At 38.9% G+C, this 19412-nt stretch carries 16 protein-coding genes; 1 reads left to right on the forward strand and 15 read right to left on the reverse strand.

Features of this window, described 5'->3' with window-relative positions; translation table 11 throughout:
- Window positions 1-4: 4 nt before the first annotated feature.
- The 5 genes from V9W66_RS01565 to V9W66_RS01585 all read right to left on the reverse strand — a co-directional run bounded on the left by V9W66_RS01565 (window position 5) and on the right by V9W66_RS01585 (window position 6517).
- Window positions 5-1255, reverse strand: coding sequence for a nucleotide sugar dehydrogenase (locus V9W66_RS01565; RefSeq protein WP_144094697.1), 1251 nt, complete (start codon window positions 1253-1255; stop codon window positions 5-7).
- Between the two features lie 21 nt (window positions 1256-1276).
- Window positions 1277-2326 (reverse strand): NAD-dependent epimerase/dehydratase family protein, encoded by a 1050-nt coding sequence (locus V9W66_RS01570; protein ID WP_144094699.1) that lies wholly within the window; start codon window positions 2324-2326, stop codon window positions 1277-1279.
- Between the two features lie 306 nt (window positions 2327-2632).
- Window positions 2633-3760: a glycosyltransferase family 4 protein gene (locus V9W66_RS01575; protein ID WP_144094701.1), complete on the reverse strand. Its 1128-nt coding sequence runs from the start codon at window positions 3758-3760 to the stop codon at window positions 2633-2635.
- Window positions 3761-3939: 179 nt separating this feature from the next.
- Window positions 3940-5394 (reverse strand): sugar transferase, encoded by a 1455-nt coding sequence (locus tag V9W66_RS01580; RefSeq protein ID WP_144100305.1) that lies wholly within the window; start codon window positions 5392-5394, stop codon window positions 3940-3942.
- Window positions 5395-5599: 205 nt separating this feature from the next.
- Window positions 5600-6517: a tyrosine-type recombinase/integrase gene (locus V9W66_RS01585; protein WP_144094705.1), complete on the reverse strand. Its 918-nt coding sequence runs from the start codon at window positions 6515-6517 to the stop codon at window positions 5600-5602.
- A gap of 144 nt (window positions 6518-6661) precedes the next feature.
- Here V9W66_RS01585 and V9W66_RS01590 point away from each other — a divergent pair, with 144 nt between their 5' ends.
- Window positions 6662-8002, forward strand: a complete 1341-nt coding sequence (locus V9W66_RS01590) for a hypothetical protein (protein WP_144094710.1) — start codon at window positions 6662-6664, stop codon at window positions 8000-8002.
- A 62-nt stretch (window positions 8003-8064) separates the two neighbouring features.
- Here the strand turns inward: V9W66_RS01590 and V9W66_RS01595 are convergent, their stop codons facing one another.
- From V9W66_RS01595 to V9W66_RS01640, 10 genes are all read right to left on the reverse strand, one after another.
- The gene (locus tag V9W66_RS01595) at window positions 8065-9024 is read right to left on the reverse strand and encodes a glycosyltransferase family 2 protein (protein ID WP_144094708.1); all 960 of its coding nucleotides are present in this window, start codon (window positions 9022-9024) and stop codon (window positions 8065-8067) included.
- Between the two features lie 125 nt (window positions 9025-9149).
- Window positions 9150-9314, reverse strand: coding sequence for a Kiwa anti-phage protein KwaB-like domain-containing protein (locus V9W66_RS01600; RefSeq protein WP_420313834.1), 165 nt, complete (start codon window positions 9312-9314; stop codon window positions 9150-9152).
- A 2-nt stretch (window positions 9315-9316) separates the two neighbouring features.
- Window positions 9317-9448, reverse strand: coding sequence for a Kiwa anti-phage protein KwaB-like domain-containing protein (locus tag V9W66_RS01605; RefSeq protein ID WP_144094712.1), 132 nt, complete (start codon window positions 9446-9448; stop codon window positions 9317-9319).
- 574 nt (window positions 9449-10022) lie between these two features.
- Window positions 10023-11141 (reverse strand): IS200/IS605 family element RNA-guided endonuclease TnpB, encoded by a 1119-nt coding sequence (gene tnpB, locus V9W66_RS01610; RefSeq protein WP_144094713.1) that lies wholly within the window; start codon window positions 11139-11141, stop codon window positions 10023-10025.
- A gap of 195 nt (window positions 11142-11336) precedes the next feature.
- Complete coding sequence (locus V9W66_RS01615; RefSeq protein WP_186290087.1) at window positions 11337-11705, reverse strand: hypothetical protein; 369 nt, start codon at window positions 11703-11705, stop codon at window positions 11337-11339.
- Window positions 11706-11778: 73 nt separating this feature from the next.
- Window positions 11779-12501 carry a hypothetical protein gene (locus tag V9W66_RS01620; protein ID WP_186290088.1) on the reverse strand — a complete coding sequence of 241 codons (723 nt, stop codon included), beginning with the start codon at window positions 12499-12501 and terminating at the stop codon, window positions 11779-11781.
- Between the two features lie 147 nt (window positions 12502-12648).
- The gene (locus V9W66_RS01625; protein ID WP_243125600.1) at window positions 12649-13452 is read right to left on the reverse strand and encodes an ExeA family protein; all 804 of its coding nucleotides are present in this window, start codon (window positions 13450-13452) and stop codon (window positions 12649-12651) included.
- 2 nt (window positions 13453-13454) lie between these two features.
- Window positions 13455-14708 carry a DDE-type integrase/transposase/recombinase gene (locus V9W66_RS01630; RefSeq protein ID WP_439362801.1) on the reverse strand — a complete coding sequence of 418 codons (1254 nt, stop codon included), beginning with the start codon at window positions 14706-14708 and terminating at the stop codon, window positions 13455-13457.
- 52 nt (window positions 14709-14760) lie between these two features.
- Entirely contained in the window at window positions 14761-15282 is a 522-nt protein-coding gene (locus V9W66_RS01635; RefSeq protein ID WP_242828381.1) for a hypothetical protein, read from the reverse strand.
- Between the two features lie 207 nt (window positions 15283-15489).
- Window positions 15490-19407: a hypothetical protein gene (locus V9W66_RS01640; RefSeq protein WP_144095956.1), complete on the reverse strand. Its 3918-nt coding sequence runs from the start codon at window positions 19405-19407 to the stop codon at window positions 15490-15492.
- Window positions 19408-19412 lie beyond the last annotated feature (5 nt).

Genomic DNA, 19412 nt, shown 5'->3' on the forward strand with positions numbered 1-19412 from the left:
ATCTTTAATCCCTCTGGAAAATATCTCTTGTATAAACTTTTTCCTTCACATCATCCAAGCACTTGTCATAGCGGTTTGCGATGATTGCCTGGCTCTGTTTTTTGAACTCCTCTAAATCATTAACAACACGGCTACCAAAGAACGTATCCCCATTTTTCAGCGTAGGCTCGTAAATGATAACTGTTGCTCCCTTGGCCTTAATACGCTTCATGACACCCTGAATAGAACTCTGGCGGAAGTTGTCGCTGTTACTCTTCATGGTCAGACGATATACGCCAACCACTACTTCCTTCTCCTTGTTTTCATCCCAGCTATCATTTGCTTCATAGGCACCAGCAATTTCAAGCACACGATCAGCAATGAAATCTTTACGAGTTCTATTGCTCTCGACAATTGCTTCAATCAGATTTTCCGGTACATCTGCGTAGTTAGCCAGCAGCTGTTTGGTATCCTTTGGCAGGCAGTATCCGCCGTAACCAAAGCTAGGATTGTTATAGTGAGTGCCGATACGAGGATCGAGACAAACGCCGTTAATAATCTGCTGAGTATTCAGCCCCTTCATCTCAGCGTAGGTGTCCAGCTCATTGAAATAGCTAACACGCAGAGCCAGATAAGTGTTGGCGAACAGCTTAACAGCTTCAGCCTCTGTGAATCCCATAAACAAGGTATCGATATTCTCCTTGATAGCACCTTCCTGCAGAAGTTCAGCAAAAGTGTGTGCTGCCTTCACCAGTCGAGCATTATCCACGTCGGTACCAACAATGATACGGGAAGGATAAAGGTTGTCGTACAGAGCCTTACTCTCACGCAGAAATTCCGGGCTAAAAATGATGTTGTCACAGTGGAACTTCTCACGAACGCTTGCTGTATAACCAACCGGAATAGTGCTCTTGATAACCATGATAGCTTCCGGGTTGTACTCGATGACCAGTTTAATGACGGCTTCTACCGCACTCGTGTCAAAAAAGTTCTTCTTGCTATCGTAATTTGTAGGAGCTGCGATCACTACAAAATCAGCATCACTGTATGCTTCCCTAGCATCCAGAGTCGCAGTCAGATCCAGCTCTTTCTCTGCCAGATACTTTTCAATATATTCATCCTGAATCGGAGATTTCTTATTATTGATAAGTTCAACTTTCTCAGGAATGATATCCACAGCAGTCACCTTGTGGTACTGAGATAACAGCGTAGCAATAGAAAGACCAACATATCCCGTTCCGGCAACAGCAATCTTTAAATCTTTAAACTCTCTCATTTCTCTATCCCTCTAATTCTTTTATTTATAAAACTCAGCGTACCACTCAGCGAACTTTCTTAATCCAGTCCGCAGACTCGTGCTCGGTTTGTACCCAAAGTCACGCTCCAGTGCGCTAGTATCTGCATAGGTCACCGGCACATCACCAGGCTGCATCGGAACCAGCTCCTTGTGAGCCTCGAAGTCGTAATCTTCCGGCAGAACCTTCGCTCTTACTAACTCCTCACTCAGAATCTGTACGAAGTCCAGCAGATTCTCCGGGTTCTGATTACCGATGTTGTAAACTGCATACGGCGGAATCGGCAGACCATCTTCACCGTTCTTCTTGTCCGGTGCCTTCTTCATCACACGAACAACGCCCTCAACGATGTCATCCACATAGGTAAAATCACGCTTGCAGTTACCGTAGTTGAAGATCTTGATGGTTTCGCCCTTCACCAGCTTGTTGGTGAAGCCGAAGTAAGCCATGTCCGGGCGACCTGCAGGGCCATACACCGTAAAGAATCTCAGGCCAGTGGAAGGAATGTTGTAGAGCTTGGAGTATGCGTGTGCCATCAACTCATTAGATTTCTTGGTTGCTGCATAAAGGGAAACCGGATTGTCAACCTTGTCATCCGTGCTGTATGGAACCTTTTTATTAGAGCCATAGACGGAGGAGGAAGAAGCATAAACCAAATGCTCCAGACTCTCACAATGACGGCAGGCTTCGAGGATATTAAAGAAGCCGACCAAGTTAGATTCCACATAAGCATCTGGGTTGGTGATGGAGTAGCGCACACCAGCCTGTGCTGCAAGGTTGACGACCACAGACGGCTTGTACTTCTCGAACAGCTCGGTGATCAGTGCCTTATCAGCGATGTTGCCTTTTACAAAAGTGAATGTGGGATACTTGGCCAGCTCGTTCAGGCGGAATTCTTTCAGTGCCACATCATAGTAGGCATTCATATTGTCGATGCCAATGACCGTAGCAGAAGGAGCCTCCTGATAGATTCGTTTCACAAGGTTGGAGCCTATGAAACCGGCTGCACCTGTGACTAAAATCGTTTTTTTATCTAAAGTTACTATACTCATTGCATTCGTCTCCTTATTTTTGAAGCGTATATATCAAGTGTCACTACCTCTGTTCAGATGAAGCACTTCCAATGTGTTATTCATAAACCAGAGTGCTCCATACAAACGCAGGTAGTGATACTGAAAGTCCTTATGATAATTTCATCTGCTGTTGCCGAACCTAGGTAGCGAGATAAAAACTGCTCTCGCAGCTCTACTCATCTCTCAAAAAGTGCCGTAAATACGCTATTTTCCAGGCGTTTTCACTATGTACATCTCACTACCTGCGTTCGGTTAGAGGAGATTATTTATTGTCAATACTCTCATCTATTGTTTTCTCCTGTACAGTTTCATCGTTTCCTTTACGACTTCATCCCAGTTGTATTTTTTGCAGATAAAGTCAGCTGCATGCTTCTTCATTTCCATAACCATTTCAGGATGGTCACAGGCATCTTGCAATTTTTCTTGCAAGTCCTCTACATTCGACTTTTGGAAAATCAACGCCTTATCTTCCACAACCTCAGCGCACTCTGGAATATCAGAAACCAAACAGCAATTGCCATAACTCATAGCTTCTAGCAGGCTCAAGGGCATTCCCTCCAGATCAGAAGGTAATGTGTAAATATACGCATTGCTATATAATTCATCAAGCATCTGCCCCTGAATAAATCCGGTAAAAATGATTCTATTATCATCCTTTGCCAGCTCTTTCAATTCCATCATAAAAGAATCCGTATCGCTAGAGCCACCAGCAATAACCAATTTTTTATCTGTTTTGATGTCTTCAAATGCCTCAACCAGATATCGAATACCCTTTTCCGGCACCAAACGACCAAGAAACAATATGTAGGAATCCTTTGTTAGACCAAATTTTTCTGTTATGAATTTTGCTTCTTTAATCTCTGGTCGATTCACACCGTTGGGAATAAAGTGAGTCTCCCTACCATAGGTATCTTTAAAGTAGTCCTGAACACCTTTGCTTAGTACGATAATTTCATCCGCATACTTTACGGCATTCTTTTCACCATGTCGAATGAATTTTGAGCCGAACCCTGATTTCCATTTCTCACGCTGCCAGTCTACACCGTGAATGGTAACCACAACTCTTTTCCCCAGAATCTTAGGTAGCCACGAGAAAAAAGCCGGACCTTCTGCATGGATATGTACCACATCATATTTTCCAAAAGCACTGTACAGAGCCGCAAAGAAAGAGGAACTCACCGCTGCAAGACCTTTTCTTTCAATGGTTGGAACAAATTTCTGTCGGATTCCATCATATTCAATTTTATTGTCATACTCTGCACCACTCACGTGATGACCAGATCTGTTGTAACAGGTAACCTGACATCCATCTCGTGCCATTCTGGTGCACAGTTCTTTTACAACAATCTCTATCCCGCCCTCACGGGACAGTCTTTTTTGTCCGAACATGGACACTGCAAATTTATCTTTCATAATGTTCTCCAACCAATATTGTCCCCTCTGCTCCTTTATATCTATCTACACATCACTGTATGAAGCTTCTGCATCCAATGTTGCGGTCAAGTTTAATTCTTTTTCAGAAAGATATTTTTCAATATAATCATCCTGGATCGGTGATTTTCGGTATCTTCTTTATCCTAACACAGAATATATCAACAACTTCCATCTCTCTTCAAAACCGCCAACACAGTCTTAAACAAAATCTTAACATCCAATCCAATATTCCACTCAGAAATATACTCTGTATCCAGTCGTACAATTTCCTCAAAATCCGTGATATCACTTCGACCACTTACCTGCCACATTCCGGTAATACCCGGCTTAATCGCAATTCTGGCTCTGTGATGCAACTCATATTGTTCCAGCTCGTCCGGAAGAATCGGTCGTGTTCCTACCAGACTCATGGAGCCATTGAGTACATTCCAGAACTGCGGAAATTCATCCAGGGATGTTTTTCTGATAAATTCTCCAATCCCTGTTTTCTTTCTTCCATCTGAAAGGATCTTGTTTCCAATGACTCGTGGATCGAAGTCTAACTTGAACATGCGTCCGTCGCTCATTTTATTCTGGGACATCAGTTCAGCTTTACGGGCTTCTGCATCCATATACATGCTTCGGAATTTGTACATTTTAAATGGCTTGCCGTTTTGTCCGATTCTTGTCTGTGAGAAAAAGATCGGGCCAGGGGAACTGATGTAAATTACGGGTCCGACAAATATAAAGAGGATTCCTGTCAGTATACAGCCCACAAGTCCACCTGCAATATCGATCAGACGTTTTATCAGTGCCTGACGGTCAGTAGTATAATTCATGCTGGTAGTGATTACTGTATAGTTTCCAATCTTCTCCACAAACTGCTTTTGTCCGGAAGTTTTCTGGATCCTGGATAAATTCACATGGACAACGATTCCCATCTCCAATAGCTCTTCATAGAGTTTCTGCGGATAGGTATGCTCTTCTGCTACATTGATCAATACTTCATCTACCCAATGCTGGCAGATAAAAGCAGCTGCATCTGAACTTGCAGCTACTACAGGTACTCCTGCAATTTCCCTACCTGGCATATCGCAGTCCGTCACAATGATTCCATTAATATCATATCGATTATAATTGTGCTGGCGAACTGACTCCACCACAGATTCTGCAATATCTGAGGAAGTAACGATATAAAGAGAATGTTCTCCTCTCTCGGCCATCATTCGGATAAGATGTTTTTTCCAGAAGATCCTGACTATGTAAGATAAAACTCCGTAAACAACACCTGTAAGATATAATACTGCTCTTGAAAAGTTTCTCCCGTCATCGACAGTAAATAAATAAAGTCCTGCTGCCAGCTCTATCAGTATAACCTGTTCTAATACCTGAATGAATTCACGGTAATAGCCTCTTCGCAGAACCCCTGTATATATTTCAAATAATATGATCACTACCAGGTCTGCAAATAATACAAATATCATTGCATTACGGTAGACTCCATTGTCGGTGATACTAATATAAGTGTGATTTCGAATATAGTACGCAAATATAAACGCCAAAAATATGCATAAAAGATCAAGTAGAATAAAATCTTTGTGTTTATACCAGCCATGAGACTTTTTCTGGTACATTTTCCTTTTCTCTCCTTCTGTTGTTTTTAATCCGATTTCATATTTTTATGATAGGATTTTGTTGTTTCTTGTTGCTTTCTACATTTTATTATCGGATTATGTCTTTTAAGCTATTTTTTAATATACCATTCATAATTTATCATGTCAATGTCATAACTTGCCTGTTGGATACAAAATATGCCATTTTGACATATATTTAACACTTTTATGCTGCTCCGGATATCTTCATTCGATTTCTCGGATGTAGTCTTTTTAGAATTTCTGCCTGTTTTTTTGCCGCGATATGTATATAAATCTGTGTTGTCTTAATAGAACTGTGTCCAAGTATCTGCTGAACACAACTGATGTCTACACCATCTTCTATCAGATATGTGGCAAATGAGTGACGGAACATATGTGGAGTTATATGCCTATCAATTTCTGCTTTCTGAGTATACTTTTGCAGCATTATTCGAATTGACTGTTCTGTGTAGCGGTTTCCTCTTTGATTTGGCAGAAAATATCCGCTTTTTTTAATGGATGTTTCATTTTCGACGTAGTACTTTCTTAGTATTTTCAGAACATGGCGGTTGCTGATCTGAACATACCTTTCCTTTCCACCTTTTCCCATGAATCTGACCAGGCCTGTATTGAGATCAATACATTCATTTTTTATCCCGGAAATTTCGTATACACGTGCTCCTGTCGCAAAAAACATTTCTATCACTGCGATGTCCCGCAATATATAGTTTTTCTTTACATTGCTGGAAGTATCCAGAATCTTGTACATGCAGTTCAATAACTGCTCTATCTCCTCCCGTGGAATGATCCTTGGAAGATTTACTGTTTCTTTAAATCTGACCTGTATTTTATGGAATGGGTTTTCTTTAATAATTTCTGCGTCTTCCAGATATCTGTAGAAAGCTTTGATGGATGCTATTTTCCTTTTGACTGTTTTTTGTTTATATTTTTTGTGTAATTGTGTTATGTAGTCTTCGATTTTTTCTTTTTGCAGGGCGTTTTCTGATATGTAGTGAAGATATTGGGTAAGATCGATTCTGTAGGCTTTTATTGTCTTGGGGCTGAGTTCTTTCCTGTATTTGCAGAATTCCAGGTATTTTTTCAGGTTGTTTTGTAAGTTCATGGTTTGTTCCTCTCTGGCGTTTTTTATTAATAATACGGTATATGGGAAAGATTGCAAGATGTGGGATAATTAGCAGTTATCCTTTATTGAGTAATCAAAGGATAATATTTTGCTGATAATATGTAGAATTTAGAGGAGGTTTCCATGAAAGATTACAAAATATACCCCAAGCAGTTTATTAATGACAAAATACCAATAGAAAAAAACCGTTGTTTTATGTTGATGCCATTTAGTCCAGAATTTGACTATATTTATGGAACAATAAAAAAAGATCTAAATGAGAATGGCTTAATTTGTAATCGAGCTGATGAAATTGCTGGTTCCAAGCCAATCTTAAATAAAATATTAACTGAAATATTAAAATCAAGATATATTATAGCGGATTTAACGGATTATAATCCAAATGTATTTTATGAATTGGGAATAGCACATTCATTTAAAGATGCACAAAATATACTTATGATTAAGCAAAAAGCATCTAAAATCCCATTTGATTTGACTCATCTTACATATATAGAATATGATCCTTCGAATTTAAGATTTTTAACCGCTACTATAAGGAATTTTATTCATGAGAATCAATATTTATCTGATTTTCATGAAGCACTAAATTTATGTGGCATTACAAATCTTATATGTGAATCGAGAGAAAAATTTATCGATTACATACAGGAATATTTTGGCTCTAACATTAGTATTATTACTAATATTTTAAATAAATCATCTGATAAATATACCGAAAAAGAGTTAGTAGAATTTTTTAAAGATTATGAAGCATTAATAATTCATGCACTCAATGATAATAAAACAGAACTTTTTTCTGGATTATTAAATGTATATTATAATTTATTAGTTAACTGCAACGATTTAAAGATATCTGAAATGTTTGTTCGAAATTTTATGGAGATATTATTTATTAATTATAGTAACATTGATGATGAGATTTTAACCTGGAAAACAGACCTAATGCTGTTGCTGGCAAAGCATAGAAAATTATTAAAAATTTCTATTCCATGGATTATTGATTATTTCTCACGTTCCAAAGCATCTTCTGTTGACCTGAATCGTTATAAATTAGAAAGCTTTCTTATGACAACTGAATATGAGGATATAAACCAAATAATAATTAATTCTCTTTTTAATCCTAATTGTCATATACGTGAACATATGGCAGATATTATCGGTGAGAAAAAATTATATGAAGGTCGTCAAAGCTTACTTAAACAGTTAGATATAGAACAAAATTACTTTACTGTAGCAAGCATTATAGAAGCACTCGGAAAAATAGGCGATTTTAATGACATAACTTTTATTAATCAATGGATAGATTCTCATATTGAAAAGGTAATACAGGATCATCAATATTTCCTTTTCAAACACATTTACAAAGCTTTAGGACACTTGGATAATACTCCTGATCAAAAGTATGTTCTCTCATTTAAGGAAAAATATATAGTCTATATGGATTCATATATTTTAAAATAATACGATCCCAAATACCCGTTTCTAATATAGCAAAATTGGAAACGGGTATTTGGGATGAATTTTTACAAATCAAAAAAATTAAAAATACGGCTTGCATCAATATAGTCAATTACTTCTGAAACAGTAAAAAATTTACTAAATTCCGAAATAATATACTTAAGATATTTTTTTTGAGCGATGTCATCTTGTTCTTTTCTTATAAGCATATCCAAAAGAGAAGTTATCAGCCTTTCTACGTATGAATAATATTCCTTTTTGTACCTTTCCAGACACATATTTTTTTGCAAGATACCACGTATCTGAACTAATGTATCAAGACAATCTGTAACTAATCTTTTTGAAAATGTATGAGTTGTAGAACTTTGTCTTTGATAATAATGATAATATGTATCTGTTACCAACGTTATTTTTTGAGAATATAAAATTGCGAAAAACGAAAAGAAGTCATCCTGAAAACTACGGGTAGAGTTAAAGTGAATATTTGTGTTTTTTAAAAAATCAGCACTATAAACTTTGTTGTTAACAATTGGTGTTATAAAACATCCATAGTTTTCTGATTTTGTAAGAAGCTTCAAAGCATACTCTCCGGTAATACAATTTTCAAAATTATATTTATATCGTAATTGACAATTTAACGAATTATTATATTCGGTTTTTATACCGCAAATTGACATATCACTGTTATTGGACTTTATTGAAGAAACTAGATTTTGATAAAAATTCATATCTATCCAGTCATCACTGTCAATAAAACCTATATAATGTCCTTTTGCCAAAGTAATTCCGTAATTTCGGACATCTCCTACACCAATATTATGCTGTAAAAAAACAGGTTTTATAATTTGATATTTAGCCGCATATTCCTTAATAATATAGGCGGAATTGTCTGTTGACGCATCGTCAATCACTAGTATTTCCATATTTTGATAAGATTGATTAATTACAGAATCCAAACATGTTCTTAACTTATTTTGGACGTTATAAACAGGTATAACTACACTTAATTCAGGAAAATCAGCCATGGAAACCTCCTCTAAATTCTACATATTATCAGCAAAATATTATCCTTTGATTACTCAATAAAGGATAACTGCTAATTATCTATCTTTATCTTTCAAACAACGGTCTTCACATCTGTATCATATTCCTAATCATCTATTATCAGGGATTTTGTGTAGCGTTCTGTAAATAGATCGATCAGATTTTCTACATCCGCGAATGTTCGAAGTGTAATTCCATCTTCGCGGATTTCGAACTTTCCCTGCCAGCGGGGTACAATCTGGATGCGTTTTAGCAATTCTTCTTTTTTCACATCTATATAATTGGGAAATTCGAAATCTGCATCATTTTCTTGGCGTACCGTATATTTGATCTTTCAACATATTCCCGTATTTTATCTACATTATTTATTAAGTTGATATTTTCTATTTTGTCAGCTATCTTCATTCCTCAGCCGCGTACGAATGTCTCAAAACCAAAATGTTTTTCGATTAAACTGGTTTCCTGGGTGATGATCTCATTATCTAGGATCAGCAAATCTATTTTCTTTGATCATGAACATCTGGTCTGTCATTTCTTCAAAAACATCCGACCGACCTGATTTGGCCCACAGCTGAAAACATGATTTCTTTTTATTCGGTATCGCAGCTGGTCTTATTTTTTGATATGCCCACAAAACCTTTAACTGATCATCTATGTATTTTGTAAATATAAGTTCCCTGCAATATTATGTTTTTAATTTTTGATGTGATCCGTTCTTTTGGCATAATACAACCACCTTTGTCGTTTGTATGATAAATTCAGACTATATAAGAATGCATAGTATAGCCATCAGAAACACAAATCTGGAAAAGCCTTTTAATATTCCAATTTCATCCATGACCATTGGCAAAACATATGTCGTGACATCCTCTCCCACCCTCGGCAAGTTTGGTTCTCGTTCGATAGTACTACTATACTAAGCATAAGCGAGCTATCCCCGTGTGTCCCACGGTTTGTATTAGGTTATTGCGTTATACGGTCATGCATTTACCAGCCGCATTCCCTCATTTCTGATATTTATCGCCGCATTTACATCTCTATCATGATGGGTTCCGCACTGTGGGCAAACCCACTCTCTCAGAGCAAGATTTTTCGTTTTTGCATTTTTGCAACCACAAACAAAACAGGTCTGGCTGCTGGCAAAAAATCTATCCACCTTCACAAGTTTTCTCCCCTGTTCCTCAAATTTGTATTTCAAAAATGTTGTAAACATTCCCCAGCCGTTATCTGAAACAGATTTTCCAAAATTCAGTGATCGCGACATTGCTTTCATATCCAAATCTTCTATACATACGCAATCATAAACATTGGCTATCTGTCTTGACTGCTTATGAAGAAAGTCTTTTCGTTGATTGGAAACCTTTTCGTGAAGTTTTGCCACTTTAATCCTTTGCTTATTGCAATTGTTCGAACCTTTCTGCATTCTGGAAAGCTTACGTTGTTCTCTTGCTAATTTTTTCTCTGCGTTCCTGTAATACCTCGGATAGGCAGGCTCCTTACCGTTACTGTCACGATATAATTCATGCATGGAAAAATCCAAACCTAAAAACTTTTGCATCTTCTTTTCCTGCACTTGATTTTCATACTCAAAAAGAATACTTGCATAGTATTTTCCACTTGGTGTCTGACTTACTGTTACAGATTTCAGTCTGTATTCACTTGGAACAGACCTGTGCTGTTTTAACCGAACTTGTCCAATCTTAGGTAATTTCAAATATCCATTAGATATCGTTATGTTCCCATTGATGCAGACCGTGGAATAGCTGTTTTTATTCCGCTTTTTTGATTTGAACCTTGGAAAACCTATTTTCGGTTGTTTGAAAAAATTCTGAAATGCTGTATCAAGGTGCCTGAGCGATTGTTGCAATGCGATACTATCTACTTCCTTTAAAAATCCGTATTCTTCCGTTTTCTTCATTGCAGCCATTTCTTTTGCACAAATGGTATATGTTACGTTGGTCTTGTTCTCCTCATATTGCCGAATCTTTCTATCAAGCCAATGATTATACACCATTCTGACACATCCAAAAGTCCTGGCAAACAAAATTTTCTGTTCATCATTAGGATATATTCTGAATTTATATGCTCTGTTTGCCATTCAAACGCTTCCTTTTCCTCGAAAAAACGCCTGCGATACTTGACCACAAGCACACAATGCTAGTACAGTAAGAATATTAAATGTGCGTTATCATCTAAATTTATTGTATTTTAATTTTTATTATCTGACTAAAGATATTATACTATGATCAGAATGTTCTATCAAGTAGGTAACAGGCGCAATTCATCTCCCACCTTAGAGGTCGAAGTCTTCTTGCTGTAAAAGGACAAAAAAAGTGACTCCACCATCGGAAATTTTTTCACATTGTTTTACAGACTCATTCTGGCTTGTAAAATTTGCACACTGCATGGCAGTAAATTCAAAAATGCTGAATACGGCACTTAAGATCCATACAATACCAATAATCTCAAATATACATGAGAGAAAAAGAGGGTGATTAAACACATGACTTATAATTTTAAAATCCCTCTTTAGCAGGTGCTCTGTCAGTTTCTTTGCTAGTATCAACATTTTTGCATCGAAGTTTTTTATTACCAAAATGATGTACAATGGCATAAATGACTGTATGATCAATTTTCTTTTTATATTTTTGTTTTCAGCCATTAATCTCTCCAAACAAAACTCTTACACTATATTATACGACAAATTGCTTTAGTTTTCTCTTATTTTGATATTTTCACACCACATCCTCTCGCATCCCAAACCCAACCTCAGATCCTCGCTCTACAAGAAAATCCAAAACAACTAGTACCTGTTTTCGCCTGTGTTCCTCTCTTCGTAATGTAGCCTTTTCTCTCTTTATCAGGCCGCTCATATATTCTTCTATATAATACTGCGTATTCATCGGCAGATCTGCTTTTTTCAGATGAGGGTTATTTTTTATGATAATACTCAGCCATTCCACACCTTCTTTGGAAAACGTATCTTTTCCTATGGAATTTAATATGTACGCAATCGAATATAAAACGATTGGATGGTAGCCGATTGTGACTGCTGCCTTTCTGTAGAAATTCGCATTTTCATGTTTCAGGGAATCCCAGGAGGTCAGATTTTCTGCCCATATCTCGGATGCCAGAAGGTAACTTTTTATCAACCGGTCAAATGCATATCTGTCTACAAAATATACTTCACTTCCGCTTTTTTCCATCATTTTTATCTCATTACATTTTCTGAAAATATCCGGCTGAAGGAGGTTCCAGAGATTCCAGAAAGCCTCATATCTGGGTCTTTCTACCTCGCAAACAACAATTTCCCAAATCCAGGTTGCAAATGTATCATCCATAGAAACACAAGGCATCATATTCTTAAGCAACTCCTTCTGTTTGAGTAATGACAGATTCAATACATAATCTGCCAGCCATTGTACATATTCACACTTTCCTACTGTGTTATTCGGCAAATTAAACGCTGCCGTTTCCATCAGATTAAAACGGGTCTTTCAGAGCACCTAACGATGGGATGAAGCATATATTTTTGGACGCTTCAGGCACGTTATTTTATGAGAAAAAACCATCATGCAGATTATCTTACATGATGGTTTCTAAAGCTATCCGAGTTCACAGTCATTGATTGCCTGCATGACGGCATCGGCGGTTATGATATTTAAATTTGAGCTGTTTCCAACCAACAGACTTGCATTACACAGTTTGTTGATCATACGTGGGGTCCCATTCGCTGCATTGAGGATTGCTTCCAGTGCATTGTCTTCGAATACCGTTTGTGTGCATCCTGCGCCATTCAGCTTGGCAGTAACATAGGAATGTCCTTCTGCTTTTGTCATACCTTCCAGGTTATAATTCATGACAATCCTTTGGCGGAAAGGTTCGTGGATGCTCAGGCGCAGGGTGCTGTTGAGCTGTGGCAGACCAGAAAGAAGAACAACTGCCCGGTCTTTGGAATCCATTTCAAAGTTGAACAGCATTTTTAAGTCATTGAGCACTGCGTTTCCGATATAGTTCGCTTCATCTATGATAATGACAGGCGTCTGTCGTTTTTCAAGTACGAGACGGTTGATCTCATCCTGGATGATCTTGAAGTTATCGGTCTTGCGGAATGCAGGCTGGGCTCCGAGCTCAGTGGCAAGGTTCCGGTAAAAATCATTTACGGTCAGGGTGGAAAGACTGGAATACATCACTTTATAAAGGGAAGTGTTCAGTCCCGAAGCCCAGTTCCTGACTGCGGTGGTCTTTCCCCTTCCGGCGCTTCCGGTGAGGAGCCCGAAACCTTTTGTGGTAAGCAGGTAGTCCAGCCGGAACAGAACCTCCTTGTACTCCTGTGTTTCTACGAGGACTTCCTTTGAGTTTTTCAGGAAAGGATTGAATTCCAATCCGTATCTTGCAGTATAATCCATGCTCATTCGTCTCCTTTACATAAGTGTACTTTTTCTCTTTTTATCAATGCGTTTTCCGTTTTGTTCAGAAGTCGGATCGGGGTTAGTGTTCCATCCGATTCCACGATGAAGATCTCTTTCATATCCGGAGAATAGCGCAGACGGATGCGCTGCCGTGCAAAACGGTAATCAACTTCGTATTCAATCTGGTCGATGACGATCACACTGTCAGCAGATACCCGGCGTTCAATCTCCAGAAGGAAGTTTTGGGTGATGTCTTCCTCAGAAAGCCTGCGGATCTGTTCCGGTTCCGAAAAGAAGCGGTCCTGTGGGGACAGCCCGTGGAGGGAAGAATGGGGGGATTGGTTGTATCTCTGGACAAAAGCATGCAGGCTTCCCCTCAGTTCTTCCAGTGAATGGAAATCCCGCATATCAAGGGCTGCCATCCACTGATCCTTCATGGTCCGGAACCATCGCTCGATCTTGGCTTTTCCGGTAGGAGTGTATGGCTGGCAGTAACTGAGTGTTGTACCGATCCTTGCAGCCAGGAGTTCCATTTGTTTGTTCTTATAAGATTTCCCATTGTCAAAGTTGAAAACTTTGGGGCGCCCGTACTTTGCTATGGCTGATCTCATAACGGACATCAGATTGATAAAGTTATCATTGTAGAACACATCGATCCCGGTAATGAACCGGCTGGCATCATCGATCAGGGCAATGATATAGACCCGGTGTTTTTTTCCGTCCGAATCTGTAAGGCGGGGACCGACACTGCTGTCCCCGCACCAGACTTCGTTGATATGGGGGCGTTCATATCGGCGCATATCCTTGTTCGGTGTCTGCCGCAGTTCCGACTGAAGCCGTTTCACAAAGCGGCTGACGGTGGATTCGGATACCTGTCCGTTTATTACAGAGCCATCGGATTTCAGCTGCCTGTAAATAGCGGCCGCAGACATGCGTGGATAGTTGGTCTTGAAATACCGGATTCTCTCCTGAAGTTCTTCGTCAAGCTTGCGGCTCATGCCGGCATCTGAGCGCCCTTTCGGGACGAGACCTTCAAAACCATGGTTCTGATAGTCCAGATACCATTTTTCAATGGTGGCGGGAGCATAATGATGGAGCTTCCCGTCGGGTCCCATGAGTCCTTTTGCAGAAATTTCCGTGTAAAAAGCGGTCTTGCTTGGATAACGTTCATCAAGTCCTGCAATAATCGGTGCGATGGCGCCATAGCGCATCAGTGCGATTTCCTGTTGTTTTTCTTGTTTCATAGATTTCATCTGCCTCCTTTTTCTAAAGGATAAGGGATAAAACCAGACCTGTCGTGTAAGGTTATGTTGGCAGGATAAAAAGTTTATTGGAGGTTGATTTAATCTGCATGAACTGTCTGGAAAAGAGGGAAAAACATCCTGAAATCAGGCTGGGGATATCGGGGAGGTGAAGCCTCATGGAGAGCAACCGTTGCTTCCAATGTAAACGGTAGTTCCGGATGATGGATTTCAGGTTGTTTTCATCCACGAGGTACTGTTCTGCCAGTATGTTTTGGAATCCGGTCTCATGCTCATAAGCATGGATCAGACGGACGTGCAGAACCAGAGGGATCTGGGAATACGGGATCATGGATGAAAGTAACAGCGCATGGGTATGCCCACATGCTTTGCAGTACACACGAACAACAGAAAGGGAGATGATTCTGTCAGCAAGCTGGACACTGCGTTTATAAGAGCCATGGCGGATGAGACAGCCGGAGTGACCGCAGGTACATGAAATAAGGTTCAGATCGAGAGAATCCATTGTTTTATTGTAAAAATCCTGAGAAATAAGGTTGTAGTTTTCTGTATTAACTGTTATCATAGGTATGCATGAATGTAGCGTAAGCTATGTTTGGGTGAAAGCAGAAATCGAACTTTGGTCGGGGAGGTTTCTGCTTTTTATTTCGTGGTTACAAAACCATATGATAACACAAGAGGTCTCATGATAAAATAATCTGATGGAAAATACGTCAGATTCCTTTATACCAGGATCTCTTTTATTTTGCATGAAAAGTAAAAAATCGGTTTGTTATAGTGTGGCTGATAATACTACTGGTCTTCTGCCATCTTCATCATCGTTATCAAAGATTTTTCCCCATACTTTTTTTCCTGTTTTTATGATAAATGAAAAATTATGCTCATCTTTTTTATCCAATAATTCATAGAAAAACAACAGACATTCAAAATCAAGTGAATCCGTATTTATTTTATCAATATCTGTTATTTCTTCTTTGAAATCCTGCTCTATAAGTTCTTTGTTTTCATCAAGGAATGTTTCCAACCGTCCTTTTTCTGCATACTTCCAGTCTTTTTTCTGATACATAGGATACAGATGGGCATAAGTATATAAGACTTTCAATGCCGCATGTCGGTCGTTTTTCCACAAAGTCTCAGAAATATACGATGAAATTCTCTTCAAATTTTCTGTACATTCCAACAACACTCCCGTAAATAAAAACATGGAATTATCCCAATTGGCAGACAATTTTTCGCAGGAAATCTGTCCGATCAATTCTAAAAGGACTGCATCCAGCACTCCAATCAATAGATAACTGTTGTCTGACAGAAGCACTTGTTTTATCCCTGTCTGTATAGTCTTCTCGCAATTGATAGCTGTTTCTTCGGAAAGTTCTTCTCTAAAATCCCGAAGAAGCACCACACACGTATGCATTGCAACTACGAATTTTTTTATATCTTCCGTATTATCAATATCATTCTCATTATTCAAAATTTCCTGCATCTCCGCATAGGCTTTCTCAGGCTGTTCTTCGTATTTCTTATAGTTTATGTAGCTTTCTGAGTTTTTCCGATAACGGGCATAAGACCACTCATCCAACTCCATGTGCAATTTTTTTCTTTCACTCTCTATATTTTCACTTCGTTCCGTCAGTTTCTCTCTTATCTGATCAATCATGTTGTTAAGTTCAGAGCTTCTTCTACTAAATTCTTCAGGCAGATTTTCATTCTCTATTTGATAATTCAGAATTACATTTTCAAATATTTTTTTCCGAAAATCCTGATTATTACTTGCAATTCTTTCCTTATCAAATATCTCACGCTTTGGAGTAATTCCCTTTAGAAGATTCACACCTGTTTCTGCAATTCTCCTGCTGAAATCGTAATGAAAAATTTCTTTTGTTCTAGCCAAAATACAGCTTATCTTAAATAATTTTTCAGGATAGGCTTCCACAACACTGAGCACCGTCGCTGTAATCGCTACATTATTACTGTTTTTCAGTAAAAATAAACAAAATTTATTCAATAGTTTTTCAGAACAGATTTCCGCCACTTCCAGCAGCCACCTTTCCAGTGCCATCAGAACACATTCCAGAACATTAGGATTCGGTGCGGTACCTCTATGCATTTTCCAGAGTCTGTCACTACTGATCTGTTTCACCTTTTCTTTTTCAGAAAAAACGATCTCTATTTCCTGACACTCACCATATTCTGTTGCCAATGAAGACTTTTGATAACATTCCGAAGCATAATTTAACAGATTCAGTACAAAATCCATACCCTGCTGTGGTGCTATAGCTAAAAGCTTATAAACAGGTGTCTGCAACGCACTCACTGGATGATACTCATATCCAAGATATGCTTTCAACCCAAATTCTGCTTCAAGCTGCGGATGTGTGTCCAATATGATCTCCGGTTCTGACTGAATCCAACAACACTCCAGCAGTTTTATCAGGGTCTCAGAAATAGCTGCATAGATCATTCCGCAATCCATTACATTAGAGGTCGCTTTTTCAATCAACGGATAATACTCCGATCTGTGATCCAATGCATTTTTCTGAATAACATCTGTAAAAAGTTCATCCAGTTCCGCTTTTATTTCTTTTGCCGCATTCAGTATAATATTGTCCAGCTTATCATAGACATTATTATTTTCCAGATCATATTTGTACTTTGTCTCCGCATAAATCTTTTTCCGCAGGTACAGCGCTATCAGACCTGCTGCTCTGGTTGCTTCTCCTTCATGATTCGCCTGTGTCCATGCATACAATGCTTCTGTTACCACTGACAAATTTTCCTCCGACCAGTCAATCCTGTCCCGATTGTCACAGGTATATTTCAGAAGAGTTTCCCATACTGTACCCTTTGGCCTTGTATACCGGTACTGATTAAATTCTCTTTCTTTCTGCCCATTAAGAATCTCCATGATTTCCGGATCTATCCCACCTCTACAAGCCGTATTCAACAAAAACATCATCCTCGTAAAAAGCTCCTGATCAGCCTGACCTAACAGAGTATCCAGAACAAAATATCCTTCTTCACTTTCAGAGTTCATTAATGCGATAAGTGTCTCGTCTTTCCATTGCTGTTCCAGCTCTTCATCGTCAAAAAGCCCAAGAAGAAATTCCAGTATCCGGTCGTCCTCATCTGATAACCGGCTTTCCAGCCAGATCCGGTATGATTTTCTGCTGCGGAGGGAATTTCCAAGGTCTGCGAAAAATGTTTTTTCGGAACAGGTATCCTGTTCCAGGTGTTCGGTAAAGATGTGATTGGTTACGATCTCTTCATATACATCATGACTCATCATCCAGTTTTTCCGGTTTTCCTGATAGGGTATGATAATTCCGCTGCTTTCCAGTGCGGAAACGGTCTCAAAATCATCGGTGGCTTTCAGGGAATAGGTATATCTTTCGTGCGCCATCATGTCACTGACCATCTGCTGGACGAAAGCTTCTCTTTTTACCGGCAGATTGTTGTACTGCTGAAAATCGTTACGGATGACCTGATTCCAGATTGCGTCCCGGAACAAGGTTACGTTCATGTTTTCATCTTCTGAGCTATGCTCCATATTCAGATACAGGTTCAGATAAAACAGATTGCACAGCAGGTCCTGTACTTTTGGGTCTGCGGGCAGCACGAAGGGATACTGAGTGTTTATCTGTGTCAGTGTCTCTTTTTTCAGTTTCGGAATTTCCTGTTGGCTGTATATAGTATTTTTCAGGTATGTATTGCAGAAACTTTCTTTATAAAAGGTGCGGATTGTGATCAGTATTTTCCATCCATGGTCCAGAAACTGACTGAGAATGTCTCCGAATACTTCCGGATATTTTGCAGTACAGTATTTTTCTGCGGAATCGATGATGCATAGTCTGTATTCTTCGTTTTTGTATAGTCCGAATAAATCCTGCAAACCGTAATTTCCATCATAGAGAAACAGATTTTCTTCTTTTACGTCCAGATCAGATGCTGAAAACATCAGTGTGATTTTCCCTTTCTGGTTTTTCTCTGCTTCAAGAAAGTCTTTTACTGTGGCTGATTTTCCGGCACCTGCTGCCCCGTGGATGATCATTACCTGGGTGTCTGATTCCTGGAAGTCTGTAAGTTTCTGGTAATCCTGGGGGATTTTTACCTCTTTCCCGGTAAATTGGATTGTAGAATGGATGTGTTTCAGAATGGAGTTTTTGTGGTTTATGAGGTTTTCGTGGAACCGGTCGATTCCGTCTTTTGCATTGAAATACAGATTTTTTACGTATTTCAGCTCCTCTTCTGCCAGCATTTTTTCTATGTGGCTCTGGCCTCTCCACTGGATTTCGATCCCTAAATCAGCTCCATATTTTTCAATGTACAGCTGATATTGTGGTTTGTCTTTGTCTTTTGCACTGCTGGCGGAGAATTCCTTATTGATATAGAAAATTATCCGGTCAATTCCGACATATTTGTTTTTTGCCCCTTTGATTGCGTCTTTCAGATCCTGTTCTTTGGATGACATCCGAGTTCCTGCGTCATAGTATTTGGCCTGGAATCCGACTTTATGGCCATTGACTGTATCTACGGGCTGTGTTTCGATGTAGGGCTGGTTGTAATATCGGAAAATTCCGTAGGTCTGTTTGAATTCATAGCAGAACAGAATATAGGCGAGGCTTTCAAATGCGGGGCGGGAATCTGTGGAAAATTTGTATTCGAATGCTTTCCAGTCGACGGGTCTGTTCATATATT

Source organism: Blautia massiliensis (ex Durand et al. 2017) (assembly GCF_051861785.1).
Taxonomy (GTDB): Bacteria; Bacillota; Clostridia; order Lachnospirales; family Lachnospiraceae; genus Blautia_A; species Blautia_A luti_A.